This is a genomic window from Dactylococcopsis salina PCC 8305 (assembly GCF_000317615.1).
GTDB lineage: Bacteria > Cyanobacteriota > Cyanobacteriia > Cyanobacteriales > Rubidibacteraceae > Halothece > Halothece salina.
Genome location: NC_019780.1, coordinates 2,318,312 through 2,344,821, shown reverse-complemented (window position 1 = coordinate 2,344,821; position 26,510 = coordinate 2,318,312). Strand labels below are relative to the sequence as shown.

Genomic DNA, 26,510 nt, shown 5'->3' with positions numbered 1-26,510 from the left:
AATTATTCTCTGATATTCTTAGAACAAAACGCTCGCGGGGACTGTGAATGTGATACAAACCAAATTATGGCAAGGGATTAAAACTAGCGGTAAGGGTTTATTAATTGCTTTGACGCTGACAATCATCGGTGTTTCCGTTGCTTTAGATTATTTAGTCAATCCCAATGATGGAATCACTCTCCCATTGTTGGTGTCTATTTTAGGCAGTGCTGGGGTTGGTGTCATTATCATTCCGATTTTGCAACGATTAAAAGCAGGACAATTTATTCGGGAAGATGGTCCGCAAACTCACCTCAAAAAAGCGGGAACACCAACCATGGGAGGCGTTATTTTTCTTCCAGTCGCGCTGATTGTTCCGATTCTTTGGTCTCAATTTGATCTCAATGTGATAGCAGTGTCACTGGTGACGCTGAGTTATGGTCTAATTGGTTTAGTGGATGATTGGCAGATTTTAGTCAAAAAATCCAACAAAGGCATTTCTCCATCGGTGAAATTAGGATTACAGATTCTCGCCTCGATCGGGTTTTGTGTGTGGTTAGGATTGACTTCACCTCCCACCATCACCAATGTTCCCCTTCCCTTTGGGATCGTTCTCCCTTTAGGAATTTTATATTGGGGATTAGCGATTTTTGTTTTTACCGCCGAAAGTAACGCCACCAACTTAACCGATGGCGTTGATGGTTTAGCCGCTGGAACCTGTTCGATCGCATTTTTAGGATTAAGCGCGATTCTCCTCACCTCTCATCCCGAATTAGCCTTATTTTGTGCTTGTTTTAGTGGCGCTTGCGTGGGGTTTGTCGTCCATAATCGGAATCCCGCGAAAGTATTTATGGGAGACACGGGTTCGTTAGCATTAGGAGGCGGACTCGCCGCCATTGGTATTAGTACACAACAACTTTTTCCGCTTTTAATTCTCAGTGGAATTTTCTTCGCTGAATCCTTATCTGTGATTGCACAAGTGGGATATTATAAAGCCACTAAAGATGAGAAAGGAGTGGGAAAACGGCTGTTTAGGATGGCGCCCTTACATCATCATTTAGAATTAAGTGGTTGGTCAGAAATTAAAATTGTTGGTGTCTTTTATTCGATCGCGTGTGGTCTCGCAATCATCACTTTTTTCTCCCTGTAGGTTGGGTAGAGACGTTCCATGGAACGTCTGTACACGAAACCCAACACTAATCATGTCTTCAGCCCCCCAACCCCCAATCTTGGGGGAACTACACTTGGGTGAAGTTTACGAAACCCAACACACTTGTAGGTTGGGTAGAGACGTTCCATGAAACGTCTGTACACGAAACCCAACACTAATCATATCTTCAGCCCCCTAACCCCCAATCTTGGGGGAACTATATAAAGGTTTTAGTGGTTTTGAGAGGCAAAATTTTTCCAAAGTTCCGTTATAATGGGTGTTTGTTGGGTTTCGCTTCGCTCCACAAGGGCCTACTTTTTATTGACCAAACCTTCTAAGCGTTCCCAAGAAATTTGAAACTCATAATAACCAGCAGCATAGGGACCAATTTCATAAGGATTATACAAAAAAATCAACCCTTCTTTTGTCATCGCAAAATTTTCTGGTAACACCAATTGATTCTCAAATAAACCAGCATTAGTTAACCTTTCTTCTGGAGAAAGATCATAAATCTTTCGGAATTGTTTTTCCGCCAATTCTAAAACTGCTTCAGGCTCAGAAATTATTTCCTCTAACTGTATTAACGCTCCAGTTTTCTGATTAAAATTCAGATAAGTTTGATAAGAATTAGGATGAGCGCCACCGAGATAAGAATACTCAGAAATCAAGATTGTCAGCGTATTTTTAGTTTTACTTTCTGGTTTCCCTTTCAGTTCAATTACCCAAGAATTTGGCAATAAATTATTTTGTTCGATGTCCTGATTAAAAGTAAAAAATATATCTTCAACGATTTTATCTAAACTTTGATTTTCAGAATTACGGTTTTGTTCAAATTGATAACCCTGAAGAGAATGATTAATTTCTTGTTTAATTGCTGTGTTGATCTTGGCTAAAGAATTGGCATTATTATCTAGAAATTGAGGATAACTGACCTCGATCGTAAAACAGGGATTACCTTCAATTTTACAGTTGCCAGTTTGCCACTTTCTCTCAATATTTTCTAACTTAAAATCTTCCGTATTTGTCACTTTAGATTCCGAAAAAGATGACGACTCAGAAACATTGACTTGAGAATTTTCGACACAAGCAACTAAACTAATAATACAGAACAAACTCACACTATTTTTAATGATTTTCGGAGCGAAAAACTTCTGATTTTTCATTAGAATTTATGCGATTTTTCAAAACTGGATACCTAAAAACGCTACAACCATCTACTCTATAGTAAGGGTGGCAAGGCAAACCTTACAAAATGTAATATCCGCTTTTAAAATTAGTATCATCTCCAAATTATAAGTGATTTCCTTCTAGTTCCCCCAAACTTGGGGGCTAGGGGGCTAAATAGAAATTGTAGTTCCCCCAAACTTGGGGGCTAGGGGGCTAAATAGAAATTGTAGTTCCCCCAAACTTGGGGGCTAGGGGGCTAAATAGAAATTGTAGTTCCCCCAAACTTGGGGGCTAGGGGGCTAAATAGAAATTGTAGTTCCCCCAAACTTGGGGGCTAGGGGGCTAAATAGAAATCGTAGTTCCCCCAAACTTGGGGGCTAGGGGGCTAAATAGAAATTGTAGTTCCCCCAAACTTGGGGGCTAGGGGGCTAAATAGAAATTGTAGTTCCCCCAAACTTGGGGGCTAGGGGGCTAAATAGAAATTGTAGTTCCCCCAAACTTGGGGGCTAGGGGGCTAAATAGAAATTGTAGTTCCCCCAAACTTGGGGGCTAGGGGGCTAAATAGAAATTGTAGTTCCCCCAAGCTTGGGGGCTAGGGGGCTAAATAGAAATTGTAGTTCCCCCAAACTTGGCAGGGCTGTTTCATTCTCGGGGTAAAATTGTAAATGTAAAGCGCGATCGCGATAATAAATCAGTAGCGCGATCGCGCATTTCTAGAAAAATTTCTGATATGTCTAGTTTAATCAGTTACTTAAAACAAGTCAAGGACTGGCGCGATCGCAGTGGACAAAGACATCCCCTATGGTGGGTACTTTTCATTGTTATTCTTGGTTTAATGATGGGTAACTTAAGTTACCGAGACTTAGCTGCCTTTGGAAAAAATAAGCATTACTACCTCACTCGTTTAGGAAAATCTCCTAAGCTAAAGTCGCCATCTTATTCAACAATTAGAAGAGCCATGATGGGAGTAGATAATAATGATTTAATTCAAGTTTTTAACCAATGGGCTGCTCAATTATCTTCCCCAGATGAACTTTCTAATTGGATCGCGATTGATGGTAAAAGTATTAAGTCAACTTTAACTGATACCTACGGAAATAAGCAGAATTTTGCTTCAATTGTCTCTTGGTTTAGTCAGGACAATGGGTTAGTTTTAGCTCTAGAAAAATTAGAGAATAAAAAGACTTCAGAAATTTACTGTGTTCGAGAGATGGTGAATAACACGCCTTTATCAAATCAAGTTTTGACTCTGGATGCAGTTCACTGTCAAAAAGAAACAATTAAAACGATTAATCGCTCTCGTAATGATTATGTAATTGCGGTAGAAGAAAAATCAACCGAAATTGTACAACCGTTTAGAAGAAATCGCTCATAATCAGATTTCTGATCAGGAAGATATTCGAACAGAAACGAGTCACGGACGACAAGTTACTCGAACCGTATCTGTCTTTAGAATTCCAGAAACTCTTCAAGAAATTTGGATCAGTAGTCAGTGTTTTATCAAAGTAGAAAGGAAAGGCACTCGAAAAAATAAGCCTTATCATCAAATTGTTTATTATTTAAGTAGTTGTTACCAAACGGCTCAAAATTTTAGTAAAAAGATTCAGGGACATTGGGGAATTGAGAACCAACTACATTGGGTTAAAGATGTTATTTTTTCTGAAGATGTTTCCCCGGTACACCATCTTCAGTCAGCAGTCAACTTTTCAGTATTAAAAACCATTTGTCTTAATCTTTTCAGACTATTAGGCTTTTTATCAGTTACTGAAGCCCGAAGATGGCTTGGAGAGAGGCTTTGGCTACTACCCATTTTGATAGAATGAAACAGCCCTGCCCAAACTTGGGGGCTAGGGGGCTAAATAGAAATTGTAGTTCCCCCAAACTTGGGGGCTAGGGGGCTAAATAGAAATTGTAGTTCCCCCAAACTTGGGGGCTAGGGGGCTAAATAGAAATTGTAGTTCCCCCAAACTTGGGGGCTAGGGGGCTAAATAGAAATTGTAGTTCCCCCAAACTTGGGGGCTAGGGGGCTAAATAGAAATTGTAGTTCCCCCAAACTTGGGGGCTAGGGGGCTAAATAGAAATTGTAGTTCCCCCAAACTTGGGGGCTAGGGGGCTAAAAATAAAACTGGTTTAAAATTTCACTACCCGTTAAAATATAACCAAAAATAATGTTAGTGAACAATGGATGAACTGCAACTACAAGAACTAATCCGAAAAACCAACGAAGAATTACGACCAAATCTTAATTTAGAAAGCGTTGATCCTCATAATCCAGTAGTAATTAATCATTATCCTACACCATGGCAAAAAGTGGGAACAGGGAATTATGCAGCAGTATTTTCTCATCCTGAATATGAAAAGGTTGTTGTTAAAATTTATGCCCCAGGGAGAGACGGTTTTGAAGAAGAAAAAGAAGTTTATGAACGGTTGGGAAAACATCCCGCTTATTCTCAATGTTTTTACGCTGAAAATAACTGTTTGATTCTGAAAAGGCTTAAAGGAATTACCCTTTATGATAGCGTCAATCAAGGTTTAAAAATTCCCAAACAAGTGATTAAAGATATTGATGACGCTTTAGATTATGCCAGAGAACAAGGTTTATTTCCCCATGATGTTCATGGTAAAAATGTAATGATGTGGGAAGGGCGAGGATATGTGGTCGATGTATCTGATTTTTTGAAACTTGAATCTTGTTCCGCTTGGAAGAATTTAAAAACTGCCTATTATTGGCTTTATCGTCCCATTCTTTCTCCCCTTAACTTAAAAATTCCTGATTTACTTCTCGATGGTGTTCGCAGTAGTTACCGCTTTTCTCGTAGTTTATTAGATTTTGAACGTAAATGATGCTAAACTGGAAACAACTTTCTGAGGAGATTTTATCTTTATTTTTATCTCCTAATTGCCCTTTGTGTGAACGCAGCGCGGAAACTGTTCTCTGTAAAAGTTGCGATCGAAAACTGAATCAACATCAACTTTCAACTCCCCAATTTCAAGGAAAAAATAAAATCTCGGTTTTCGCTTGGGGGAAATATGATGGATTGCTTAAACGTAGTATTCTTGCTTTAAAATACGAAAATAAAGCCCAAATCGCTCGTCCATTGGGAGAACGTCTTGGCAATATTTGGTTAGAAAAATCCCGTTTTCCTTCTTCGCTAAATCCGATCGTGATTCCGATTCCTCTTCATCCAGAAAAACAAAAACAACGAGGGTTTAATCAAGCCGAATTAATTGCTCGTTCTTTCTGTTCCGTTACGGGATTAAAACTGAAACCTCAAGGTTTAAAGCGAGTTAAAAATACGAAAGCATTATTTGATTTAAAACCCGAACAACGAGAACAAGAAATAGCAGAAGCATTTACACTGGGGAAAGGGTTACAACCGCAACAGAATGTAATTTTATTAGATGATATTTATACAACAGGAACAACCGTTCAAGCTGCAAGAATAACCTTAGAAAAAGCAGGAATGAGAGTCATTAGTATCGCGGCGATCGCCAAATCCTAAGAAAACAAGGTACAATCTCTGAGTGAGTCTTGGTTGCCTAGACAAATGCCAGAACATCAGGATTACTATAAACTGCTTCATGTCTCAGAAAACGCAGACATAGAAGAAATTAAACGCTCCTTCCGTCGTTTGGTTCGTGATTGTCATCCCGATTTACATCCCAATGATGCCAAAGCTGCCGAGCGTTTTCGTTTACTGCGAGAGGCTTATGAGGTATTAACAGACGCAGCCCAACGCAGTCGCTACGATCGAGGTCGCCAAAAATCTGCTGAGAGTAATTCTGATCAAGAAACCAGTCCTCAAGTGCATTATGTGCGAGGCGTAGAGAAAATTCTCGTCCAAAATTATCGCGGCGCGATCGCTGATCTTTCTGCTACCATTCGTCTGAATAGTCGCTTTATTGAAGCCTACTTAAAACGTTGTGAGGCTTATCTTGCTTTGGGAGAAGAAAGAGCGGTTTTAGAAGACTGTCAACGGATTTTACGCTATCAACCCGACAGCGCGATCGCTTATTATTATCGAGGACGCGCCCGTCAACGTCTCGGTTATACCGATTCTGCGGTAAAAGCCTATAGTCAAGCCATTCGCTTAAATCAAGACTTTCCCTCTCCTTACTATTATCGAGGAGTAGCTAACTATCAGCTACGATATCGCAAACGAGCGATTTCTGATTGGCGAGACTACGCCGATATTTGTAAGCAACAGGGGAACATCGAAGGCTATAACTTAGCAATGGATACCCTTGAGCGTTATACTGGGCTACAAATCCGCATCGGCGGTCGTAGTATTGGGCAATGGTGGCGTTCAGGAACACAAAGCATAGAACGTCTTTTGCAGAGGGTTTCTAGTCGCAGTTCTCAAGTGGGGCGCTTGGGAACACAACAAATAGGACGTTTGTTTCAAAATCGTCGCCGTGACAGTTCTCAAGTTTTTAGCACGTTTCAAAACCAACTGGGTGCAATTTTTACCGCCGTTGGCTTGGGAATACAAACGTTTCTCAAAACCCTGCTACAAGTAATGAGAAACCCTGTCGGGGGAGTTTTACCAGCTTATGGCGCTTTAGAACCCAAAACCGCCCTTGCTGTTGCTCTAGGCTTTATTATTTTGGGTGAAAGTTGCTTTCTCGTCGGAATCTCCTCTCGATTTGACTTAACCCTGTCCGTCATTTTCGGTGGGTTGGGAGTGGGAATGATTCCAATCCTGTCCATTTTTGTAATTAGTATCATCACTCGTTCGTTTGTGAATCACGATCGCCACTGGACAGGGGATTTATTTCTAGCCAGTAGCGCGGTTTTACCCCTAGAGTTTTTCTTCTTTTTGACTGTGTTTTCTCCGTGGATTCCCAACCTGTTTCTCTTCATTTTGTTTATATTCCCTTGCTCGCAAACCATTCTCCTTCTCTATGGTGGATGTTCGCAACTGCTTAATGTTTCCGAATCTCTCGCTGCGTTTCTTGTTCCCACGATTGTTGTTGTTACGACTCTCCTCACTGTATTGGGAATATCGATCTTACTCTAAGCCAAAATAATATTGATCTTTCTAAAAAAAACTGTTAGGCTGTATAGTTCAGGTAAATTAGGGATTAACGTGAGCCAAGCGGAGTTAGGGAAAAGACGATGATTAAAAAAACAAGGATTTAGGGAAAAATAAAGGAAACCATACTAATCTAAAAAGCGTCAGTATGATTTAAGCAAATGATCATCTATCAAACGTTAACTCATAACCGCTTCGCACAATCGGCAATTAAACCAGTCAAACTGATTATGAATCTGTCAACAGCAGGATGTAAAGTTTGATTACCCGCATATATATTGTAGGTAGGGATTGAGTTCCCTCCCAGTGAAAGCAACCCAAGTTTCCATAAAAAAACTGCTTATCAACGGAGTCACCGACGATTACAGATGCCCACTGCAAAACTAGATAAAAATAACGATAAGCCAATCTTCTCTGCCGACATGGTGCGAACCTATCTCCATGAGATCGGTCGTGTCCCTCTGCTAACCCACGAACAAGAGATCATCTTGGGTAAGCAAGTGCAGAAGATGATGGGGCTGATAGAACAGAAAGAAGAATTAGAAAAAGAACTGGAACGAGAGGTAACTGAGGAAGAATGGGTGGAAAAAACCGAACTTACCTCAGCCGAGTTGCAAAAGGCGATCAAAGATGGTAATCGTGCCAAACGGAAGATGATTGAAGCCAACTTGCGTTTAGTGGTTGCCATTGCCAAGAAGTACCAGAAGCGAAATATGGAATTCTTGGACTTGATTCAAGAAGGAACATTAGGGCTGGAACGGGGTGTAGAAAAGTTTGACCCCACTCGCGGTTATAAGTTCTCTACTTACGCTTACTGGTGGATTCGCCAGGCAATTACTCGCGCGATCGCCCAACAGGCTCGTGCCATTCGCTTACCGATCCATATTACCGAAAAACTGAACAAAATTAAAAAAGTACAACGGGAACTGGCGCAAAAACTGGGACGGAATGCAACCCCAACGGAAATCGCTAAGGAATTGGAGTTAGAACCTTCGCAAATTCGGGAATATCTGAGCATTGCTCGTCAACCGATTTCCTTAGATGTGCGTGTGGGAGATAATCAAGATACGGAGTTATCTGAGTTACTCGAAGATGATGAAAACTCTCCTGAAACTTATCTCACTCAAGAGTCAATGCGTCAAGACATTGATTCTATGCTTTCGGAATTGACTCCCCAACAGCGAGAGGTGCTTTCCCTACGCTTTGGTTTAGAAGATGGTAATGAGCTTTCTTTAGCCAAGGTGGGGAAAAAGCTCAACTTAAGTCGGGAGCGAGTTCGTCAACTGGAACACCAAGCATTGGCAAAACTCCGCAGACGACGCGGCGGCGTACAGGAATACATCGCAGCCGGTTAAGGCAATAGATACATATAGAGACGTGCTAAGGCGCGTCTTTTTTGTTTTAAACGGCAATGATCAAAAGTAGGTTGGGTAGAGGGAAACGAAACTCAACATTAATCAGTGACCAGTTACCAGTAGTTCTCAAACTTGATTAGTAAAACTGAAAGATTGAGCGATTATTAATTCACTGATTACTGATCACTGGTCACTGATTACTGGTCACTGTAAAGTGACTACAGTTAGGGGGCGAAACGGCTCGATCGCGCCACCGATCGAGTTAAGACCATCAGCCAACAAGCGACCATTGCCACCGCAAGAATGATGACATAGGGTAAAAACATTTGTAACCCGAATCCTTCCGCCACATTTCCCGCCAACCACGGAAAAAGCGTTTTTCCTAAACTGCTTAAACTAGCAATGCTTCCTAATTTATTAGCAAGCGACGCGATCGCAGCCCGTCCCACTGTTAATCCTAACCAATAGCCACTCACTAACCAACCCGCTAACCCTGCTTCTTCGTGACGATACTCGGTGAGAAAACTATAACTCCAGTATAAGGATTTGAGGCGATTAAGTTCAGGTAAAAATGTAAGTTCATTGATTGTTCAATCGTCACGCACCTTGCATGCAAGCCTTTTGCATGCAAGCCTCTTGCCTAAGGCAACTTGCCCTACTAAACCAACCAATGGACTTTTTCGTGCTGTGCCCTATGGTAAGAATAAAAGTGCAATGCCTGAAAGGGCAATGAAAACGCCAATCACAGCGCGAGGGGTAATTTTTTCCTTGAGAAAAGCGGCAATCGGAAGCACGAAAAGCGGACTGGTAGAACTTAAGGTTTGAGCAACTCCTGTGGCGGTGAATTTTAGGGAAATTTGTTGTAACCAAATCCCTAAATAGGTACTGGCAAAAGCGGTGATAAAAATTATTCCCACTAAACGCCATGACCATTGCAAAGAAGGAAGTTTCAATTGGTGACGCTGAGAAAATAGTAGTGGAATCAGAGAAGCTATACCCGCAAGAAGACGGATTTGGGTACTCCAAAGCGGATCAAGGTTAAAATCAGTTAAAGCCGAACGCGAGAGAACCGCCCCCACTGCTTGCGCGATCGCGCCGAGAAGTCCAAAACTAATCCCCAATTTAAGATTAATTGTAAAAATATCTTGGTTGCTAGTGCGTTCGCTAATCACCGAAGCGACACCAATTAAAGTTAAAACAATGCCTAACCAAGAATAAACAGAGAGGCTTTCTTTGAGGAAAATGAGGGCAATAATTGCCGCCAGAGGGGGGGCGAGGGTTTCAAATAATAAAGCTCGTCTCGCGCCTAAATACTTGAGGGAAGAGAAGAAAACGGTGTCACCGAAACCGATGCCAATAATTCCACTAATGGTGAGGAAGAAGACAGGAGTCGGGGGAAGGTTAGGAATAGCGCTACTGGTAAGAATAGCGGTGAGAAGAAGAAGAAAAAGCGCGATCGCGCCCTTGATAAAATTTAAGAATAAGGGGGAAATTTGTTGTCCTAAACGGCTATAAACCACCGAAGAACTCGCCCATAGCAAGGCAGCGAATAAAGCAGCGAATTCCCCCTTAAAATCCAGCATTAAGTCCAATTACAGAACGGAATGAGTGTGAGAGTGTTGTTTGACATTATCCTCAGTGCGAACCATGCGTTCCGCGTTTAACACTCGTTTTTGTTTAGTAGAGTGATTGAGGTCTTCTTTCAATGTTCCCAAAGGAAAAGAAGATTGTAAATGATCGTGATATTTATAAGTGCGAACGGATGCAATAATGCGTTCAGTGAAATCAGTTCCGAAATCAGCATCTTGCGGAAACTCATCTGGTTTGATTAAATTCTGTCCATCAAATACCGCTTTCACAGGTTTAGCCGCAATCATTTGATAGGAGGTGGCAGCCCCTTCTAATACTGATTCTAAAGTAGAAGAGGGAAGCGGTTCAATGACATTGACTTGTTTGGTTTCCCCTTCCTCGCGAATAAAACAAGTCGCTACCCCAAAGACGCAGTAGTCATCGGCGGAGATTTCTGGGGCGTTACTGAATAAAATCGTGTCTGTGGTCATAATTGAATTGGTAATTTGTTCGATCGAGTCTAGTTTCTGCTTTTAGGATGATCTTGGCAAACTTTCGGTCTGATATCCTGCTTAGGCAAATATTTATTGCAATTAAAGGTTAAAAGTAACGTTTTATGAAATTAGGATTAATCGGTACAGGATTAATGGGACAAGCGATGGCTGGAACTTTCCTCGCTGCGGATGTTTCAATGATTGCATACAATCGCACTTCGGAAAAGTTACAACCCTTAAAAGATCAAGGCGTTCCTATTGCGGACTCTCCCACTGCTTTAGTTTCGGAATGCGATTGCATCATTTTAATGTTAACCGATGCCACAGCAATTCGAGAAGTTTTACTCACCACCGAAACCGCGCCACACTTATCGGGACGAACAATAATCCAGATGGGAACGATCGCGCCGCAAGAAAGCCAACAGCTACAAGGACAGATTTTAGCACAAAATGGAGACTATCTCGAAGCACCCGTTTTAGGAAGTATTCCCCAAGCGAAGTCTGGTTCATTACAAATTATGGTCGGAGGAACAGAAAAACAATTCCAGCAATGGCATTCCATTTTATCCTATCTAGGAACACCATTTTTAGTGGGAACAGTGGGAAAAGCCGCGACATTAAAACTCGCTTTAAATCAGTTAATTGTTTCTTTAACGGGAGCATTTGCTTTAAGTTTATCATTTGTTCAACAGGAAGGGCTTGATGTCGAAACATTTATGTCAGTTTTAAGAGAAAGTGCTTTGTATGCGCCAACATTTGATAAAAAACTGAAACGAATGGTCGCTGGAGATTATAGTAATCCTAATTTTCCCACCAAACATTTATTAAAGGATACACAGTTATTTTTAGAAGCTGCAAAAACAGAAGGCTTAACCGTTTCTTCTTTAAACGGAATGGAAACAATTTTAGAAGCAGCGATAGATTTAGGTTTAGCAGATCAAGATTATTCAGCTTTGTTTGAAGCGATTAAATCTGGAAAAAGTAATCAATAATAACAAGTAGGGTGGGCATTGCCCACCCTACTGTAACTCAATATTCTTACAAAAACGAATAAGGAAAACGATGTTAGATGTAATGAAAAATGATATTTATGATTTAGAAAAAATTAATCTTTCTGATCTAAAAGCTGTTGGAGAAAAGGCGATCGCGCTGAGTCAGTTATCCCAACAAGGTTATAATATCCCATCAGGAATTGTCGTCGGGAGTCAGGTTTTAGAGGCTATTTTGTCACAGGAAAATGACTCAATTTGGCAACGAATCCAGAAACTTGATCTCAATGATTATGAGACGCTAAAAGCAACCGCCGATCAAATTTCTCATCACATTGAAACTCAATCATTAGATCAAGAATGGTGTCAGCAACTGTATCAAATAATGACTGTTTGGGAAACGAATCACATTATTTTTCGTCCCTCTTTAGTGTTCCCTGATCAATCAGTATCGGTTTCAGGTTTATTAACTTCATATTGTAGCCAGTGCGACTTAAAAGCGATTGAATTCGGATTAAAAAAGGTTTGGAAATCGTTGTTTTCTGCTTCGAGTTTATTTTATTGGCAGCAGCAAGGAATCTCTTGGAATAAATTGGGATTAGCTGTGATTATTCAACGGATAGAAAGCGCGATCGCTTCTGGTATTCTAGAAGTTAATCCCCAACAATGGCAGATTAAAGCCGTGCGAGGATTAGGATATAGTTTAGTGCGAGGGGAATCCTTACCAGAAACTTACAAAATTAATCCTCATCATCACACGATCGAATCTCATCAGCTTGGCTATCAAACTCGCATTTATTCCCTTGATGCTTCCTTACAAATCACCTCACCTCAGACGGAAGTAGAAACAGAAATTTTAACCTCACAACAATTATCTCAACTGATTAATTTGGCGGCGAAACTACAAGCAACAGTCAATCAAAACTTTTCCTGTGAGTGGACATTTTTTCCCCAAGAAAACAGTTTTCAGTTATACTTAACTCAATTCTCCGCTCAGGTTACTATGTTTAAACCATCCGCTTCTAGTTCATTAATTGTTAAAGGTCTGGGGGTAGCAAGGGGAAGAGTGACGGGAAAAGTTTATCTTGTCGGAAAAGATGACGATCGCGCTTTCCCGACAGGATCAATTTTAGTCACTAAAAGTATCACCACTGACAATTTACCTCTCGTTAAGTCCGCAGGTGGGTTAGTTACTGAATCTGGGGGGATGACCTCCCATGGCGCAATTTTAGCACGAGAGTTAAACATTCCCGCCGTTGTTGGGGCAAAGGGCGCGATCGAGGCTTTACAGGGAGAAACAGAAGTCACCCTAGATGGAGACCAAGGTGAGGTGTTACGTCCGTCTCAGGGGGAAAAAACAAGGGATGAGAGAAAGATTGATGTTAACCCACCGCGAGACTCTTCGGTTTTAGCGACGCAGTTGATGGTGAATGTATCTCAAAGCGATCGCGCGATCGCACTGTCTCAACTCCCTGTGGATGGGGTGGGGTTGCTTCGATCGGATTTAATGTTACTACCATTGCTTAGGGAAAAGCCTCTCTCCACTTGGCTTTCTTCCCACCGCGAAGCGTTTAGCCAACGGTTAGCAAGTTTGATTGCTCAATTTGCCGATGCCTTTTTCCCCCGTCCGATTTTCTATCGTTCCACAGATTGGCTCACGTTACAACAGCAGGATGTTTCCCTTTTAGGGATACGTGGCACGTATAGTTATGTTAAGGATTCTGATTTTTTCTCAGCCCAGACGTTTGCCCTCCGATACCTACAGCATCAGGGCTATTACAATATTAATCTTATCTTACCATTCGTTCGCACGGTTGAGGAAGTCAAATTTTGTAAAAAATTATTAACAGAAATTGGTTTGGAAAAAAGCTGTCAGATGTGGATCATGGCGGAAGTTCCTTCGGTGATCTATTTATTAGATGAATATCTCAAGGTAGGGATTGAAGGAATTGCTATCGGGACGAATGATCTGACACAATTATTGTTAGGGGTCGATCGAGAAAAGGGAGAGTTTGGCGATCAATATAACGAGTGTCATCCTGCGGTATTACAGGCTTTAAAGACTTTAATTGAAAAAGCAAGAGAGGGAGGAATTTCTTGTTCAATTTGTGGACAAGGAGTTGTTTTATATCCAGAATTAGTGGAGAAATTAGTCGGTTGGGGAGTGACTGGAATTTCGGTGGAAGAGTCGGGAATAAATACAGTTTATAATTTGATCGCTCGATCGGAAAAACGAATTTTACTAGAAGCAGCACGAAACCATTTAAATCAAAAATAACTCAAACTAAGACAAGTCTTCCTGAAAACCCATCAAAGAAGAAACTTGGGTTGAAGTTAAATTTTTCCCCTGTAATAAAACACCAAACCCACCCAACCCCATCGGATCAATCAGTTGATGAAGTGCATCTCGACGCTGTAGAATTTCCATAACATTAAACCCACCTTGAGAGAGTGAGTTAAGTCGATCGCCTAATCCTAAAGCCATTAAAAATAGTGCTTGTTGAGTAAAGTTTAAAAACTCTAAATCATACTGTTTTCCATAGATTTCTAACGCGGTAAAATCCACATGAGTCGTCATATCTTGTTTACCGATTAAGAAATAAGGATCATTATGTCGTTGATGTTGAACGTAACATTGTAATGTTCCTTGATCGCGTTGGGGATGATAGTATTTTTCCGCCGTATAGCCATAATCAATTGTAAGAAGATAGCCTTGTTTTAAACAGCGAGAAACGGTTTTTAGCCAGGGAATCATTGCTAGATTAACCTCAGTTTGGAAACCGTCAGGATAATCAGAAGTGGAGAAAGAAATGCCAACAGTTTGGAAATATTCTCGCAGTTGAGGAGTCGAAATTTCATCACTGATTTCTGTAAAAGGAGAATCGCTTTCGGGGGGAGAAACGGTAACATAAATTTCTTTCAATGTTTCTGCTTCCACTTGTAAACGATGTACGGGAAACGCATCAACTAACTCGTTAGAAAAACAGCATCCGACTAAAGATTCATTGGGAATTTCTTCCCAACATTTCCAAGAGAGAGTGACTCCTTTTTCTTGCCAAATTTTGAGTCGGTTTTCTTGTTCCTGTTTTAAGGCGGGAGAAGATTCAATGATCTGATATTGAACACTTTGTAAAAATTGAGGATGATCTTGGGATAAATAGCTTAAAATATCATTGGCGAGTTGTCCGTTTCCCGCGCCAATTTCCACTAAATCGAAGGGAGTGGGTTGTTCTAACTTCTCCCACATTTCTAGAAACTGTTTTGCTAGTAACTCACCGAAATCACTTCCTAAAGAAGAAGCGGTAAAAAAGTCTCCCGCTTTACCAATTTCCACAACACCTGAACTATAATATCCCTGTTTGGGGTGATATAAAACTAAGTCCATGTATTCAGCAAAGGTAATTCTTTTTTGGGGAGATTGGGTGATTTTATCTTGAATGATTCTGATTAATTCGGAGTTAGGTTTGAGTTGATTCATTGATTAATGAGATAAATCCTAATAAGATAGATTTTGCAGTTATAGCAATCTGAGATAAGTTACGAGAAAATTTTGCCCCCTAACCCCCAATTTTGGGGGAACTTAGATCGCAATCTGAGATAAGTTACGAGAAAATTTTGCCCCCTAACCCCCAATTTTGGGGGAACTTAGATCGCAATCTGAGATAAGTTACGAGAAAATTTTGCCCCCTAACCCCCAATTTTGGGGGAACTTAGATCGCAATCTGAGATAAGTTACGAGAAAATTTTGCTCCCTAACCCCCAATTTTGGGGGAACTTAGATCGCAATCTGAGATAAGTTACGAGAAAATTTTGCCCCCTAACCCCCAATTTTGGGGGAACTTAGATCGCAATCTGAGATAAGTTACGAGAAAATTTTGCCCCCTAACCCCCAATTTTGGGGGAACTTAGATCGCAATCTGAGATAAGTTACGAGAAAATTTTGCTCCCTAACCCCCAATTTTGGGGGAACTTAGATCGCAATCTGAGATAAGTTACGAGAAAATTTTGCCCCCTAACCCCCAATTTTGGGGGAACTTAGATCGCAATCTGAGATAAGTTACGAGAAAATTTTGCCCCCTAACCCCCAATTTTGGGGGAACTTAGATCGCAATCTGAGATAAGTTACGAGAAAATTTTGCCCCCTAACCCCCAATTTTGGGGGAACTTAGATCGCAATCTGAGATAAGTTACGAGAAAATTTTGCCCCCCTAACCCCCAATTTTGGGGGAACTTAGATCGCAATCTGAGATAAGTTACGAGAAAATTTTGCCCCCCTAACCCCCAATTTTGGGGGAACTTAGATCGCAATCTGAGATGAGTTACGAGAAAATTTTGCCCCCTAACCCCCAATTTTGGGGGAACTTAGATCGCAATCTGAGATAAGTTACGAGAAAATTTTGCCCCCTAACCCCCAATTTTGGGGGAACTTAGATCGCAATCTGAGATAAGTTACGAGAAAATTTTGCCCCCTAACCCCCAATTTTGGGGGAACTTAGATCGCAATCTGAGATAAGTTACGAGAAAATTTTGCTCCCTAACCCCCAATTTTGGGGGAACTTAGTTAATCGGTTTCTCACATAAGAAACCAGATTGCTACAAGTTGACGCAGACAAGATTTAAATTAAATTGGCTTAAAGTATTATGGAAACTCTCTATAACTCGATTTTATTAACCTTAGCAAATTATTTAATGATTCCAGATGTTTCTTCTCCCAAGTTTGCGCTTTATCTTCAGTCCTTATCTTCTGATTTTATCAAATTAAGACAAGCATCGAATGAACAGTTAACGATTTCTAATCCTGATCATAATCTCCAAGCTACTTGGAAGGTGAAGGGAGTTGTTAATATTCATACGTTCGATCGAGCTTATAGTGATTGGGTAATGAGTCGTTATTTAACTCAAAATTATCTAGGGCTTCCTGAATAAAACTGAAACCCTTACCCAATGAGGCTTTAAGGTTCTTAACCCCTCAAAAAAGTGCAAGGAAATTGAACGCTCAATAGTGAAAACCCTGCATCAAAACTTTGAAATCTTACCTCTTACCTAAGGCAACTTGCCTCTTGCCTCTTGCCTCTTGCCTCTTGCTGATTGGTGTTGGGTTTCGTAAACTTCACCCAACCTACTTGCCTCTTGCCTAAGGCAACTTGCCTAAGGCAACTTGCCTCTTCATTTGGGATTGCTATAAATCTTCTTCAACTTGATCACCGATTTGAAGCTCGATCGAACAGTGGCGGACAATTTGTTATATTTGCTACTTTCTTCAATCTAAAATTTTGCTAGCTTAACATTTAGAACCAATTCGGCTGATCACCGCAAAGAATACCATTGTGTTAGACTCGGCTCGATTAATTTTCGATCTGCAAAAAGTAAATGGAATTATCCAGAAAGTCTCAGGAAACTTTGACCCAAAAGCGATCGCACAGGAAATTACTGACGCATTGGTAACAGAGTTTAATTGTGCTTTTGTTCGCATCTGGCTAACCGAATCCGAGGGAAAAGGGTTGCGTTTAGTTGCTTCATCAGGATTATACACCCGCCTCAATGGTTCATTTGCTCGTGTTCCCATGGGGGCATATAAAGTCGGGAAAATTGCACAAAATTGTGTTCCTTTTTTGAGTAATCATTTAGCAGAAGAAAGCTGGGTAAAAGATCGAGACTGGGCGATCCGAAATCAAATACAGGGGTTTGCCGGTTATCCTCTCAAAAGACGCGAGCAAGTGATTGGGGTTTTAGCAGCATTTAGTCAGACCCCCTTTCCACCAGAGTTTTTAGAAGTCTTACAAGTGTTGTGTATGGGAACAACTGCCGCCCTCGATTCTGCTTTGAAACTCCAAGACAATCCTCAGATTAACACTTCTTCTCAGAAACTAGCTCATCGAGTCGATTTGTCAGATTGTCTTGCTTCGGTTCTCAAATCCACAGCACTAACTTTGATGGGAACTGAGCGAACCTTAAGTCTTAGTTTAGCCTATCTTCTACTGAGAACAACAGAGATTTTTAATCAGTTGAACTGCAGTTATTGTCGCTTAAGCTACGGGGAAGAAGCGGTTACCCTAGAAGGCATTGTTGCCACCGTTGATCACGCGATCGATGCTAGGGCTTGGGGGAAAATTTATTTTGGCGATCTCGACTTCATCGCCAATCGTTTAGGGGGAAAGCTGGAAATCCAATTTAGTTTTTCTCAGGAAGTTATCCAAATTACTTTACAACTGCCCTATCTTGCTGGGGAAATGGTCTCAAACGAAGAATCGATCTTATCTCTGCGAGAACAACAAGTAATGTTATTATTAGCGCAAGGGTTGCGCGATCGGGAAATTGCTCGAACCCTCCACATTAGCGAAAGTACCGTTAAATTTCACCTCAACAAGATATTAACGAAACTGAAAGCAAAAAACCGTTATCAAGCAATTTATCAAGCGACTGTTCAGGGTTTAATTTAGGGCTTGAGTCAAGAAAACTGAAAGTCTTACCAAATAAGGATTTGAGGCGATTCAGTTCAGATAAAAATGCAAGTTCATTGATTGTTCAATCGTCACGCATATTGCATGCAAGCCTAAGGCAACTTGCCTTACTTAACCAACCAACTGGAGTTTTTTAGCGACAATTTGATCGGCGATATAAGTTGCATCACGGGCCATACCAGAAAAGCGACCTGATCCCCAAGTATAAAGCCAAGGCAGTCCGAGGAAATAAAGTCCCTTCACAGGAGTAACGCCGCGATCGTGCTTGGGCTCACCTTTACCATCAAACACAGGGAGCTCAACCCAATTAAAATTCATCTCAAAGCCTGTACACCAAATGACGGCTTCTAACTGATTAAAATCAAGGGTGAGAGGAGAGTTTGTCGGTTTCCAAAGGGATTGGTAGGGGGGTTCTACAGGGGCATCAATTTTATTTTCTGCGATGTATTGGTCAATATTTTTTTTAATTTTTTCTGCGGCTGCATCCGCCCCATCTAAATTGTCTTTGAGGTTGTCTTGAAAACAAATTTTACCCGAGGTAATGTCTGCCAAGCGTCCATACAAGTGCATTCCTTCTAAAGCAAACTTTCTTAAATCAATCTCTCTTCCCCCATCACGTCCGGTCAGATAGTGGTTCGTTTTATGCCGCACAGTTTCTTTTTGGGGATGTTCGTCAATGGGAAGATCATAATATCCCATTAAGTCCAACCATTCCACTACATCTTTCCCTCGATAGCGGCGGGGGGCGCGAGGCGCGCTTCCAGTGGCGAGATGAACCGATTTTCCCGCTAGATGTAAATCTTCTGCGATTTGACACCCTGATTGTCCTGTTCCCACAACCAACACTTGATCAGGCAGAGACTGAGGATTTTTATATTCTACCGAATGCAATTGTTGGATACCTTTCGGCAGTCGTTCCGCCATGGGAGGAATTTTTGGCGTATGATATCCTCCTGTCGCAATTACCACTTGCGCGGCAGTGTAGTTACCTTGGCTGGTTTCAACAGTAAACCCCTCTTCATTGGCATCGAGTTTAGAAACGGCTACTCCTTCTTGTAGCGGTGGGGCGAACGATCGAGCATAATTTTCCAGATACTGGACAACTTCACTTTTGCTCATAAAACCATTGGGATCATACCCAGCATAAGGATATCCCGGTAATTGACATTGCCAGTTAGGAGTCACTAAACAAAAGGAATCCCAACGTTGATGCCGCCAAGCATGACCAATGGAATGTTTCTCAAAAATCAAGTGATCAATACTTCTCTGTTTGAGAAGATAGCTCATTGCTAATCCTGCTTGTCCACCGCCAACAATGATTACAGAGTATTGAAGGGTCATAAATCTTGTTTTTTAATTCTTTGCTCTCAATTGGCACTCTAAATGTTTCTCGATTTTTTTCATGTAGTTTTAGTTACAAATTTAGTTAACAACAAAGGGATTGATCCTCCCCTATTGATTTCCCTAGGTGAGGCAAACTGTTATTTAAGCCCGACAGTGTAGGATTTTATCGTTTTCCTTCTCGAAATAGGCTCATTTTGTTAAGGAAAGTCCTTGCTAAACTATCACTTTTGATAAAACTTATATTCTGTTATTGATGCTACAGGAATTGAGAAAATCTTGCTTGTAAATTAATCATTAATGTCACTCGTTTAGTAAAAGCAAAATTCATTAGCAAGGAAGCAATTTTATGCCAGAAGTAACTACTCCCGCTCATCAAAAAGGGGATTTTCTTGTTGATTATGAAGAAAAAGTTTTTCCCGATGTTCAAGCCGAATCGGGAGAAAAAGCCTTATTAACTTTTCATACCGTTGCCTTTGAAGGATCAATTGGTTTAGTGAATTTAATGCAGGCAAGTCGTTTAATGAAAAAAGGCTTTGAAACTTCAGTGCTGTTATATGGTCCTGGTGTGACGTTGGGGGTACAAAGAGGCTTTCCTAAAATTGGCGATGAAGCCTTTCCCGGTCATCAAGCGATGAATGAACGCATCGAAAAAATCATCAATGAAGGAGGCAGTGTTTACGCTTGCCGGTTTGCCTTACAAGCCCTTTATGGTCATGGCGAACCCTCTTTAATTCCGGGAATTCGTGCAATTAACCCTTTAGATGTTCTCGATATTATTTTAATGCACCGCAAAGAAGGGGCATTAATTCTCGATACTTGGACGATGTAAGTAATTCTCTCACCCCCTTTTTTTAGGGGGAAAAAAGAGAATTGTTGGTTCATTGACAAAAAGCAGGGAAAGCAAGAGTTGACAATGAAAATTGATTATGGTGAAAGCATTCGGGTAGCGGCAGCGCAGATTAGTCCAGTTTTATACAGTTGTGAGGGAACAACAGAAAAAGTTTTAAGTACGATCGCGCAAATGGCAAAAGAAGGGGTGCAGTTAATTGTTTTTCCAGAAACGTTACTTCCCTATTATCCCTATTTTTCTTTCGTGCAAGCCCCAGTTTTCATGGGAAAAGAACATCTGAAACTGTACGAAGAAGCAGTAACCATTCCCGGAGAAACCATAGAGGCGATTCAAGGGGCCGCCCGTTCTCAGCAGATGGTGGTGGTGTTAGGGGTGAATGAACGGGATGCTGGATCGCTTTATAACACCCAATTAGTGATTGATAGCGATGGTCGTTTATTACTCAAACGCCGTAAAATTACCCCGACTTACCATGAACGGATGATTTGGGGACAAGGAGATGGGGCTGGTTTGAAGGTGACTGATACCGCAGTAGGTCGGGTGGGGGCGTTAGCCTGTTGGGAACATTATAATCCTCTTGCCCGTTATACCCTGATGGCGCAACAGGAGCAAATCCATTGTAGCCAGTTTCCCGGCTCGATGGTGGGACAAATTTTTGCCGATCAAATGGCAGTTACCCTCCGTCATCATGCGTTGGAGTCGGGTTGTTTTGTGGTGAATGCGACGGGATGGCTAACCACGGAACAAAAACAGCAGATTACCCCTGATGAGAAGCTGCAGAAGGCGCTGAGTGGGGGATGCTACACGGGGATGATTAGTCCCGAAGGAAAGCCTCTGTGTGAACCAATTACCGAAGGAGAAGGCTGCGCGATCGCGGATTTAGATTTTTCCCTAATTACCAAGCGTAAGCGAATGATGGATGCAGTGGGACATTATGCGCGACCAGATTTATTAAAACTGCAGGTTAATCAGGCAGAATGGTCGCAATTGCACGCCTTTGGCATCTCTCAATCGGAATGGGAAACAACGGACGCTGAAAGTCGCAACCAGTTTCCTCAGATAGTACAGTTTGATGACAGCAATGAATAAACAACGTTTAATTACTGAACTGCAATCTCAAGGATTACAGTTCAAACAAGCCAGTTCCCCAACAGTGGGACGCAAAGCAGGGGCAGGACCTTCCGATCATAGGGCAGTAATCGTAGAAGGAACAACGGTGATGGTGCCGGTTTATACAGCAACCGCTGGCAAGTCTCCCTACAGTGTGGATTTAGACAGGGGACAGGCGATGCTTTATCAAGATGAAACCCCGATCGCGCCGATTGGGCTTCCCGAAACGCCACATTTCTATCAGTTAACTACTACCGAGGGAATTCCCTATTGGAAAATCGCCCTCTTGCACAGCCATGATGTCCTTGCCACAACCGTTTTACAAACTTGTCTGCGCTATCGAGACGAATCAACAGCCTGTCAGTTTTGCGCGATCGAAAAATCCTTAGAGGCGGATCGAACCATTGCTAGGAAAACGCCAGAACAACTCGCAGCAGTTGCCGAAGCGGCAGTGCGCTTAGATGGGGTCAAGCAAATGATTATGACCACAGGAACGCCTAATGTGCGCGATCGCGGTGCTGCTTATCTCGCCGCATGCGCCCAAGCAATCAAAGCGCGAGTCAATCTTCCCCTGCAAGCCCAATGTGAACCCCCAGATGATTTTATCTGGTTGGAACGGATGAAAGCAGCAGGAATAGATAGCTTAGGAATGCACCTAGAGGCCGTTGATCCAGAGGTGCGGGCAAAAATTATGCCCGGAAAAGCCCAAGTTCCCGTTTCCTACTATTACGAAGCCTTTGCAGCGGCGGTTCAGGTCTTTGGTTGGGGGGAAGTCAGCACTTACTTGTTAGCGGGATTAGGGGATAGTTTAGAAACCCTAATTATGGCTTGTGAGAAGTTGATTAATATGGGGGTTTATCCCTTTGTTGTTCCTTTTGTTCCCATTACCAATACCCCTTTAGCCGATCATCCCGCACCGGATAGCGACTTTATGTTTCGTTTGTATCAGAAGGTAGGAGAACTCCTGAAGCAGGCAGGGATGTTGTCAAACAATATGACTGCCGGCTGTGCTAAATGTGGGGCTTGTTCGGCATTATCAACATTTGAGAATTAGTCAAAGGAGGGACAAATGCCAAACCGTCGTTATCAATTTCAATTAGCCCAGTCTCAACCAGACATTCAAGCCTATTTTGATCTGCGTCAACAAATTTTTTGTCAAGAACAAAATTTATTTACTGATCACGATCAAGATCAAATCGACCTCACTGCCCATCCCATTGTTGCCATCGATACCGAAGCCCCTAACCGCGTTGTCGGAGTGGTCAGGATTTATGAACAACAACCGCGACTGTGGTACGGTGGACGTTTAGGCGTACATCCCGATTATCGGCGAGTCGGGCGCATTGGAAAAGGATTAATTTACAAAGCAGTAACAACCGCCCACACCTGGGGCTGCGATCGGTTTCTAGCAACGGTACAACAGCAAAATGTTCGCTTTTTCCAACGACAACATTGGCACGCTTTAGAAGAATTAATCGTGCGCGATCGTCCTCATCATCTCATGGAAGCTGATTTGAACTTTTATCCTCCCGCCGCTACTGCTGAACCGGTCTCTCCTTCACTCCTTAAGTTTTCTGTGATTCGTTCTTTAGTCATGACAAACTAACATTTTTTGATGCTATCGGATTTGATTTCAGAGTTACAAGACAGTTTAAGTATTCTTAATAAACAGGACATTCAGATTGCCTCTCGATACTTTCCAGACAACACCTCGATTCTTCTCGGAGATGATTGTGCCGCCATTCCAGATGGAGAGGGATACTTACTCTTGGCAGCGGAAGGAATGTCTCCCAGTTTAGTCGAGAAAAATCCTTGGTTTGCTGGTTGGTGTTCCGTGTTAGTCAATGTCAGCGATATTTATGCAATGGGCGGACGACCGTTAGCAGTAGTTGATACCTTATGGAGTCAATCGGAACAATCAGCACAACTCTTCTGGGAGGGAATGATTGCAGCCTCCAAAACCTTGAATGTTCCCATTGTTGGTGGACATACTAACTGCCATAGTCCTTATGATGCTTTGGGTGTAGCAATTTTGGGGCGGGCTACACATCTCATTAGTAGCTTTCAAGCGCAACCAGAAGATGTTTTAATGTTTGTCACCGACTTAGAAGGGAAACCTCATCCTCAGTTTTCCTACTGTTGGGATACAGCAACGGAGGCTTCTCCTGATCAATTACAAAACAAACTTAATCTTCTTCCCGAGTTAGCAGAAAAAAGGTTATGCGATGCGGGAAAAGATGTCAGTATGGGGGGAATTGTCGGAACCGCTTTAATGTTATTAGAAACCTCTGGCTGTGGGGCGATCCTTGATCTTGATGCGATTCCCTGTCCACCGACATTGAGTTTAAAGCAATGGCTATTGAGTTTCCCCAGTTATGGATTTCTATTAAGTATTCGCCCCCATCATGTCAATGAGGTTCAGTCTCGTTTTCAAAGCCAAGGCTTAACTTCGGCCGTCGTGGGGACAGTCATTCGTCATTCCGTATTAAAGCTGAAATCAAAAACAGAATCTCTCGTCTTTTGGGATTTAGAGAACAAATCGCTAACAGGATTTAAAAAATAGGTAACAATTATGACAATCGAACAAAAACCACCGTTTCCTCCGTTTAATACCGAAACCGCAAAACAAAAAGTCAGACTGGCTGAAGATGCTTGGAACAGTCGTGATCCAGAAAAAGTTGCTTTAGCTTACACCGTTGATAGTGTTTGGCGAAATCGGGCAGAATTTATTCAAGGACGAGAAGCCATTGTCGCTTTTTTGCGACGGAAATGGAGTAAAGAATTAGATTATCGCCTGATTAAGGAATTGTGGATTGCTCAAGAAAATCGAATTGCTGTACGATTTGCCTATGAATGGCGTGATGATGCGGGGTCTTGGTTTCGTGCCTATGGAAATGAAAACTGGGAGTTTGATGAAAATGGTTTGATGAAACGTCGAATTGCCAGTATTAATGATTTACCGATCACAGAAAGTGAGCGTCAGTATCATTGGCCTCTGGGGCGCCGACCAGACGATCATCCTGGTTTGTCTGATTTAGGACTTTGATCTCTCCTAATGGTGGGGTTTCCCGATGGGAATCTTGCCTTGTTTTTCCCACTGCAAAAATGATCCTAGATAATTGAGAGGAAACTTAAAATTATGCCAGAAGTTCAGTTTGAGATTGTTTGGCCCGATGGGGAGAGTGAGGTTTGTTATTCCCCTTCTTCTGTCATACAAACCTATTTTTATGCTGGGGAGAGTTATGATTTAGAGGAATTTGTTGCCCGATCGCGCCAAGCACTCACGACGGCAAGCGATCGAGTGCAACAAAAATATGGTCATCCTTGTCGGTTAGCTTTGGCACAACTGCAAGCGATCCAAGAAAAAGCCAATCATTATCCCAATCATCCTAGCCAACAAGTAAAAGTGGTGTACTTAAAAGCAATCTAATGAAAATGGGAGTAATCAACCCAACTACCATGTAAACCGTAGGGAATATGATACCTTAAACCCAAACGTGCGGTTTCTTCTAAAGTTTTTCCTTCCAAAATCACTAATTCCGATCGATGCTTTTCCCCTTGATAAACTAAAGTCAAAACCCAACCATCATCTTCATCATTCCCATCAGGTTTCGGAACAAAAATGGGTTCGCTAACAAAACCATTTGGCGCAGCACTCCACACTAACCGCTCTTCTTTCTCCCAATCATACTTCAAAATTGCCTGTAAAGGAGCATTTCCTCGCGCTTGATGAGCCGTTCCCATAAATAAATAACGATAGGGTTGTCCGACTTTTTTAGGATGAACAAAAGGAAACTCACAACAACGGGGTTCAATTATTTTTTTGGCGACGGTTGCTGTTTCTAAATCAAGGGTAAAACGCCATAACTGACCAGGAGATAATGCTTCAAAATCCACATCTCTAAAATCAGAATCCGCATCCACTTCAGGAAAGTCAGCATAACAAATTGAATCAACACAAATTTGCTTGTTTTTCACTTCAAACGCATTCCCATGATGAAAGATAAAACCAGCATTGACTTCTAATTCTTTAACCGTTTCGCCACTGTTTTTATCGCGAGGAATCACCCAAATGCGAGTGTTTTCTTCAGGCTTAAATTTAATACATTCCGCTGCGCCGCGTAACCCGAAAACAAAAGGAATGGGATTAAATTTTACAGGGTTTTGGAAAAAGATATAATAGTGAGGAGTTATGGCGAAATCATGCACAAATGCAAAGCCAGGAACAGGATAGCTTTGTTTTCTTAAGAGATTGAAATCAGGATCAAATTCGTAGATATGAATCGTTGTTGATAAACCAGGTTCAATATAAAAGTTAATTAAACAGGGTTGATGATCATTAATCACTGATTCAGGTTCAACCCAGGGATGAGCAGAAAAGGCTTCTCCTTCTCCTAAAATTCCATCTAATTGCTCAATCCCGATCGTTTCTAGAGTATCAGGATTTAAACGATGAGGTAAACCTCCTTCCCAAAGAGCGAGTAGTTTATCTCCCCAATAAGTAATGTTAGTGTTGGCAATATTTTTTTGCTTAAAATCAAAGGCATTTTTTAGCCAACCACCAGGCTTTTGTGTTCCGAAGACATTGCGATATAAAATTGTTCCAGCTTCTTGTTCTTTGAGGAAGCCTTCCGTGCGAACAAAACGGTTTTGAAAATGAACATTTCCCTCTTTAAAGGAGAATTTACAAATCATTCCATCACCATCAAAAGGATGTTGGATGGGTATCCCATGAATATCTAATAAGCCAGGTCCGTTGCGGAATAATGTTCCTGTTAAGGCTTTGGGAACGCTCCCTGAGAGGATTTCCAGATCATAGCTTTCTTCCTGTCGTTGGGATTGATATCCTTGTCGCCAGTATTGTTTCGAGTAAGGTTGCTCAGAAGTCGGTTTGCTGGTTAGAGAGGTCATAAGCTGGGAAACTGTTTATAAAACTTTACATCTATCTTAGCGAAAGCCTCACCATATCGTGAAAATTAACGAATCTACGTTGAGAATGAGGCAAA

At 41.7% G+C, this 26,510-nt stretch carries 25 protein-coding genes; 18 read left to right on the top strand and 7 right to left on the bottom strand.

The window, feature by feature from the left end; genetic code table 11:
- Window positions 1-49 precede the first annotated feature (49 nt).
- On the top strand, window positions 50-1,129 hold the full coding sequence (gene mraY / locus DACSA_RS11465) for a phospho-N-acetylmuramoyl-pentapeptide-transferase (RefSeq protein WP_015229912.1): 1,080 nt from the start codon (window positions 50-52) through the stop codon (window positions 1,127-1,129).
- 311 nt (window positions 1,130-1,440) lie between these two features.
- On the opposite strand, the gene DACSA_RS11460 is transcribed toward mraY, so the two are convergent.
- Entirely contained in the window at window positions 1,441-2,292 is an 852-nt protein-coding gene (locus DACSA_RS11460) for a DUF3298 and DUF4163 domain-containing protein (RefSeq protein ID WP_015229911.1), read from the bottom strand.
- Window positions 2,293-2,924: 632 nt separating this feature from the next.
- Between DACSA_RS11460 and DACSA_RS22185 the strand changes: the two genes are divergently transcribed.
- The 6 genes from DACSA_RS22185 to DACSA_RS11435 all read left to right on the top strand — a co-directional run bounded on the left by DACSA_RS22185 (window position 2,925) and on the right by DACSA_RS11435 (window position 8,687).
- Window positions 2,925-3,671 carry an ISAs1 family transposase gene (locus tag DACSA_RS22185; protein ID WP_232225073.1) on the top strand — a complete coding sequence of 249 codons (747 nt, stop codon included), beginning with the start codon at window positions 2,925-2,927 and terminating at the stop codon, window positions 3,669-3,671.
- Window positions 3,640-4,119, top strand: coding sequence for an ISAs1 family transposase (locus DACSA_RS22180; protein ID WP_232225072.1), 480 nt, complete (start codon window positions 3,640-3,642; stop codon window positions 4,117-4,119). The genes DACSA_RS22185 and DACSA_RS22180 overlap by 32 nt, the downstream gene beginning before the upstream one ends.
- 358 nt (window positions 4,120-4,477) lie before the next feature.
- Window positions 4,478-5,140, top strand: coding sequence for a serine/threonine-protein kinase (locus DACSA_RS11450; RefSeq protein WP_015229909.1), 663 nt, complete (start codon window positions 4,478-4,480; stop codon window positions 5,138-5,140).
- On the top strand, window positions 5,137-5,799 hold the full coding sequence (locus DACSA_RS11445; protein WP_015229908.1) for a ComF family protein: 663 nt from the start codon (window positions 5,137-5,139) through the stop codon (window positions 5,797-5,799). The genes DACSA_RS11450 and DACSA_RS11445 overlap by 4 nt, the downstream gene beginning before the upstream one ends.
- A gap of 45 nt (window positions 5,800-5,844) precedes the next feature.
- The gene (locus DACSA_RS11440) at window positions 5,845-7,317 is read left to right on the top strand and encodes a J domain-containing protein (RefSeq protein WP_015229907.1); all 1,473 of its coding nucleotides are present in this window, start codon (window positions 5,845-5,847) and stop codon (window positions 7,315-7,317) included.
- 383 nt (window positions 7,318-7,700) lie between these two features.
- On the top strand, window positions 7,701-8,687 hold the full coding sequence (locus DACSA_RS11435; protein ID WP_015229906.1) for an RNA polymerase sigma factor, RpoD/SigA family: 987 nt from the start codon (window positions 7,701-7,703) through the stop codon (window positions 8,685-8,687).
- 224 nt (window positions 8,688-8,911) lie between these two features.
- On the opposite strand, the gene DACSA_RS11430 is transcribed toward DACSA_RS11435, so the two are convergent.
- From DACSA_RS11430 to DACSA_RS11420, 3 genes are all read right to left on the bottom strand, one after another.
- Window positions 8,912-9,163 carry a hypothetical protein gene (locus DACSA_RS11430; protein WP_015229905.1) on the bottom strand — a complete coding sequence of 84 codons (252 nt, stop codon included), beginning with the start codon at window positions 9,161-9,163 and terminating at the stop codon, window positions 8,912-8,914.
- A 216-nt stretch (window positions 9,164-9,379) separates the two neighbouring features.
- Window positions 9,380-10,270 (bottom strand): DMT family transporter, encoded by an 891-nt coding sequence (locus tag DACSA_RS11425; RefSeq protein WP_015229904.1) that lies wholly within the window; start codon window positions 10,268-10,270, stop codon window positions 9,380-9,382.
- A gap of 9 nt (window positions 10,271-10,279) precedes the next feature.
- The gene (locus DACSA_RS11420; RefSeq protein WP_015229903.1) at window positions 10,280-10,747 is read right to left on the bottom strand and encodes a hypothetical protein; all 468 of its coding nucleotides are present in this window, start codon (window positions 10,745-10,747) and stop codon (window positions 10,280-10,282) included.
- 125 nt (window positions 10,748-10,872) lie between these two features.
- Here DACSA_RS11420 and DACSA_RS11415 point away from each other — a divergent pair, with 125 nt between their 5' ends.
- The gene (locus DACSA_RS11415) at window positions 10,873-11,742 is read left to right on the top strand and encodes an NAD(P)-dependent oxidoreductase (RefSeq protein WP_015229902.1); all 870 of its coding nucleotides are present in this window, start codon (window positions 10,873-10,875) and stop codon (window positions 11,740-11,742) included.
- A gap of 70 nt (window positions 11,743-11,812) precedes the next feature.
- Window positions 11,813-14,017 carry a putative PEP-binding protein gene (locus DACSA_RS11410; protein ID WP_015229901.1) on the top strand — a complete coding sequence of 735 codons (2,205 nt, stop codon included), beginning with the start codon at window positions 11,813-11,815 and terminating at the stop codon, window positions 14,015-14,017.
- 6 nt (window positions 14,018-14,023) lie between these two features.
- On the opposite strand, the gene DACSA_RS11405 is transcribed toward DACSA_RS11410, so the two are convergent.
- Entirely contained in the window at window positions 14,024-15,217 is a 1,194-nt protein-coding gene (locus tag DACSA_RS11405; protein ID WP_015229900.1) for a class I SAM-dependent methyltransferase, read from the bottom strand.
- 1,163 nt (window positions 15,218-16,380) lie between these two features.
- On the opposite strand from DACSA_RS11405, the gene DACSA_RS11395 reads away from it, so the two are divergent.
- A complete protein-coding gene (locus tag DACSA_RS11395) occupies window positions 16,381-16,665 on the top strand; it encodes a hypothetical protein (RefSeq protein WP_015229899.1) in 285 nt (94 codons plus the stop codon).
- A gap of 401 nt (window positions 16,666-17,066) precedes the next feature.
- A complete protein-coding gene (locus DACSA_RS11390) occupies window positions 17,067-18,179 on the top strand; it encodes a LuxR C-terminal-related transcriptional regulator (RefSeq protein WP_015229898.1) in 1,113 nt (370 codons plus the stop codon).
- Window positions 18,180-18,311: 132 nt separating this feature from the next.
- On the opposite strand, the gene DACSA_RS11385 is transcribed toward DACSA_RS11390, so the two are convergent.
- A complete protein-coding gene (locus DACSA_RS11385) occupies window positions 18,312-19,541 on the bottom strand; it encodes an MSMEG_0569 family flavin-dependent oxidoreductase (protein WP_015229897.1) in 1,230 nt (409 codons plus the stop codon).
- A 349-nt stretch (window positions 19,542-19,890) separates the two neighbouring features.
- Here DACSA_RS11385 and DACSA_RS11380 point away from each other — a divergent pair, with 349 nt between their 5' ends.
- From DACSA_RS11380 to DACSA_RS11350, 7 genes are all read left to right on the top strand, one after another.
- The gene (locus DACSA_RS11380; protein ID WP_015229896.1) at window positions 19,891-20,373 is read left to right on the top strand and encodes an MSMEG_0572/Sll0783 family nitrogen starvation response protein; all 483 of its coding nucleotides are present in this window, start codon (window positions 19,891-19,893) and stop codon (window positions 20,371-20,373) included.
- 84 nt (window positions 20,374-20,457) lie between these two features.
- On the top strand, window positions 20,458-21,483 hold the full coding sequence (locus tag DACSA_RS11375) for a Nit6803 family nitrilase (protein WP_015229895.1): 1,026 nt from the start codon (window positions 20,458-20,460) through the stop codon (window positions 21,481-21,483).
- Window positions 21,476-22,558, top strand: a complete 1,083-nt coding sequence (locus tag DACSA_RS11370; protein WP_041235836.1) for an MSMEG_0568 family radical SAM protein — start codon at window positions 21,476-21,478, stop codon at window positions 22,556-22,558. The genes DACSA_RS11375 and DACSA_RS11370 overlap by 8 nt, the downstream gene beginning before the upstream one ends.
- A gap of 15 nt (window positions 22,559-22,573) precedes the next feature.
- On the top strand, window positions 22,574-23,110 hold the full coding sequence (locus DACSA_RS11365; protein WP_015229893.1) for an MSMEG_0567/Sll0786 family nitrogen starvation N-acetyltransferase: 537 nt from the start codon (window positions 22,574-22,576) through the stop codon (window positions 23,108-23,110).
- 9 nt (window positions 23,111-23,119) lie between these two features.
- Entirely contained in the window at window positions 23,120-24,067 is a 948-nt protein-coding gene (locus DACSA_RS11360; protein ID WP_015229892.1) for a sll0787 family AIR synthase-like protein, read from the top strand.
- Window positions 24,068-24,076: 9 nt separating this feature from the next.
- The gene (locus DACSA_RS11355; RefSeq protein WP_015229891.1) at window positions 24,077-24,550 is read left to right on the top strand and encodes a nuclear transport factor 2 family protein; all 474 of its coding nucleotides are present in this window, start codon (window positions 24,077-24,079) and stop codon (window positions 24,548-24,550) included.
- Window positions 24,551-24,643: 93 nt separating this feature from the next.
- The gene (locus DACSA_RS11350) at window positions 24,644-24,934 is read left to right on the top strand and encodes an MSMEG_0570 family nitrogen starvation response protein (RefSeq protein ID WP_015229890.1); all 291 of its coding nucleotides are present in this window, start codon (window positions 24,644-24,646) and stop codon (window positions 24,932-24,934) included.
- Here DACSA_RS11350 and DACSA_RS11345 read toward each other — a convergent pair.
- A complete protein-coding gene (locus DACSA_RS11345) occupies window positions 24,931-26,415 on the bottom strand; it encodes a carotenoid oxygenase family protein (RefSeq protein ID WP_015229889.1) in 1,485 nt (494 codons plus the stop codon). The genes DACSA_RS11350 and DACSA_RS11345 overlap by 4 nt on opposite strands.
- Window positions 26,416-26,510 lie beyond the last annotated feature (95 nt).

What these genes read in the sequence shown, in the direction of transcription:
- DACSA_RS11405 (WP_015229900.1), bottom strand. Translation starts at nt 15,217, where the DNA reads ATGAATCAACTCAAACCTAACTCCGAATTAATCAGAATCATTCAAGAT.
- DACSA_RS11460 (WP_015229911.1), bottom strand. Translation starts at nt 2,292, where the DNA reads ATGAAAAATCAGAAGTTTTTCGCTCCGAAAATCATTAAAAATAGTGTG.
- DACSA_RS11355 (WP_015229891.1), top strand. Translation starts at nt 24,077, where the DNA reads ATGACAATCGAACAAAAACCACCGTTTCCTCCGTTTAATACCGAAACC.
- DACSA_RS11380 (WP_015229896.1), top strand. Translation starts at nt 19,891, where the DNA reads ATGCCAGAAGTAACTACTCCCGCTCATCAAAAAGGGGATTTTCTTGTT.
- DACSA_RS11385 (WP_015229897.1), bottom strand. Translation starts at nt 19,541, where the DNA reads ATGACCCTTCAATACTCTGTAATCATTGTTGGCGGTGGACAAGCAGGA.
- DACSA_RS11410 (WP_015229901.1), top strand. Translation starts at nt 11,813, where the DNA reads ATGTTAGATGTAATGAAAAATGATATTTATGATTTAGAAAAAATTAAT.
- DACSA_RS11350 (WP_015229890.1), top strand. Translation starts at nt 24,644, where the DNA reads ATGCCAGAAGTTCAGTTTGAGATTGTTTGGCCCGATGGGGAGAGTGAG.
- DACSA_RS11440 (WP_015229907.1), top strand. Translation starts at nt 5,845, where the DNA reads ATGCCAGAACATCAGGATTACTATAAACTGCTTCATGTCTCAGAAAAC.
- DACSA_RS11375 (WP_015229895.1), top strand. Translation starts at nt 20,458, where the DNA reads ATGAAAATTGATTATGGTGAAAGCATTCGGGTAGCGGCAGCGCAGATT.
- DACSA_RS11360 (WP_015229892.1), top strand. Translation starts at nt 23,120, where the DNA reads ATGCTATCGGATTTGATTTCAGAGTTACAAGACAGTTTAAGTATTCTT.
- DACSA_RS11435 (WP_015229906.1), top strand. Translation starts at nt 7,701, where the DNA reads ATGCCCACTGCAAAACTAGATAAAAATAACGATAAGCCAATCTTCTCT.
- DACSA_RS11345 (WP_015229889.1), bottom strand. Translation starts at nt 26,415, where the DNA reads ATGACCTCTCTAACCAGCAAACCGACTTCTGAGCAACCTTACTCGAAA.
- DACSA_RS11365 (WP_015229893.1), top strand. Translation starts at nt 22,574, where the DNA reads ATGCCAAACCGTCGTTATCAATTTCAATTAGCCCAGTCTCAACCAGAC.
- DACSA_RS11395 (WP_015229899.1), top strand. Translation starts at nt 16,381, where the DNA reads ATGGAAACTCTCTATAACTCGATTTTATTAACCTTAGCAAATTATTTA.
- DACSA_RS11420 (WP_015229903.1), bottom strand. Translation starts at nt 10,747, where the DNA reads ATGACCACAGACACGATTTTATTCAGTAACGCCCCAGAAATCTCCGCC.
- DACSA_RS11415 (WP_015229902.1), top strand. Translation starts at nt 10,873, where the DNA reads ATGAAATTAGGATTAATCGGTACAGGATTAATGGGACAAGCGATGGCT.
- DACSA_RS11450 (WP_015229909.1), top strand. Translation starts at nt 4,478, where the DNA reads ATGGATGAACTGCAACTACAAGAACTAATCCGAAAAACCAACGAAGAA.
- DACSA_RS11445 (WP_015229908.1), top strand. Translation starts at nt 5,137, where the DNA reads ATGATGCTAAACTGGAAACAACTTTCTGAGGAGATTTTATCTTTATTT.
- DACSA_RS11425 (WP_015229904.1), bottom strand. Translation starts at nt 10,270, where the DNA reads ATGCTGGATTTTAAGGGGGAATTCGCTGCTTTATTCGCTGCCTTGCTA.
- DACSA_RS11370 (WP_041235836.1), top strand. Translation starts at nt 21,476, where the DNA reads ATGAATAAACAACGTTTAATTACTGAACTGCAATCTCAAGGATTACAG.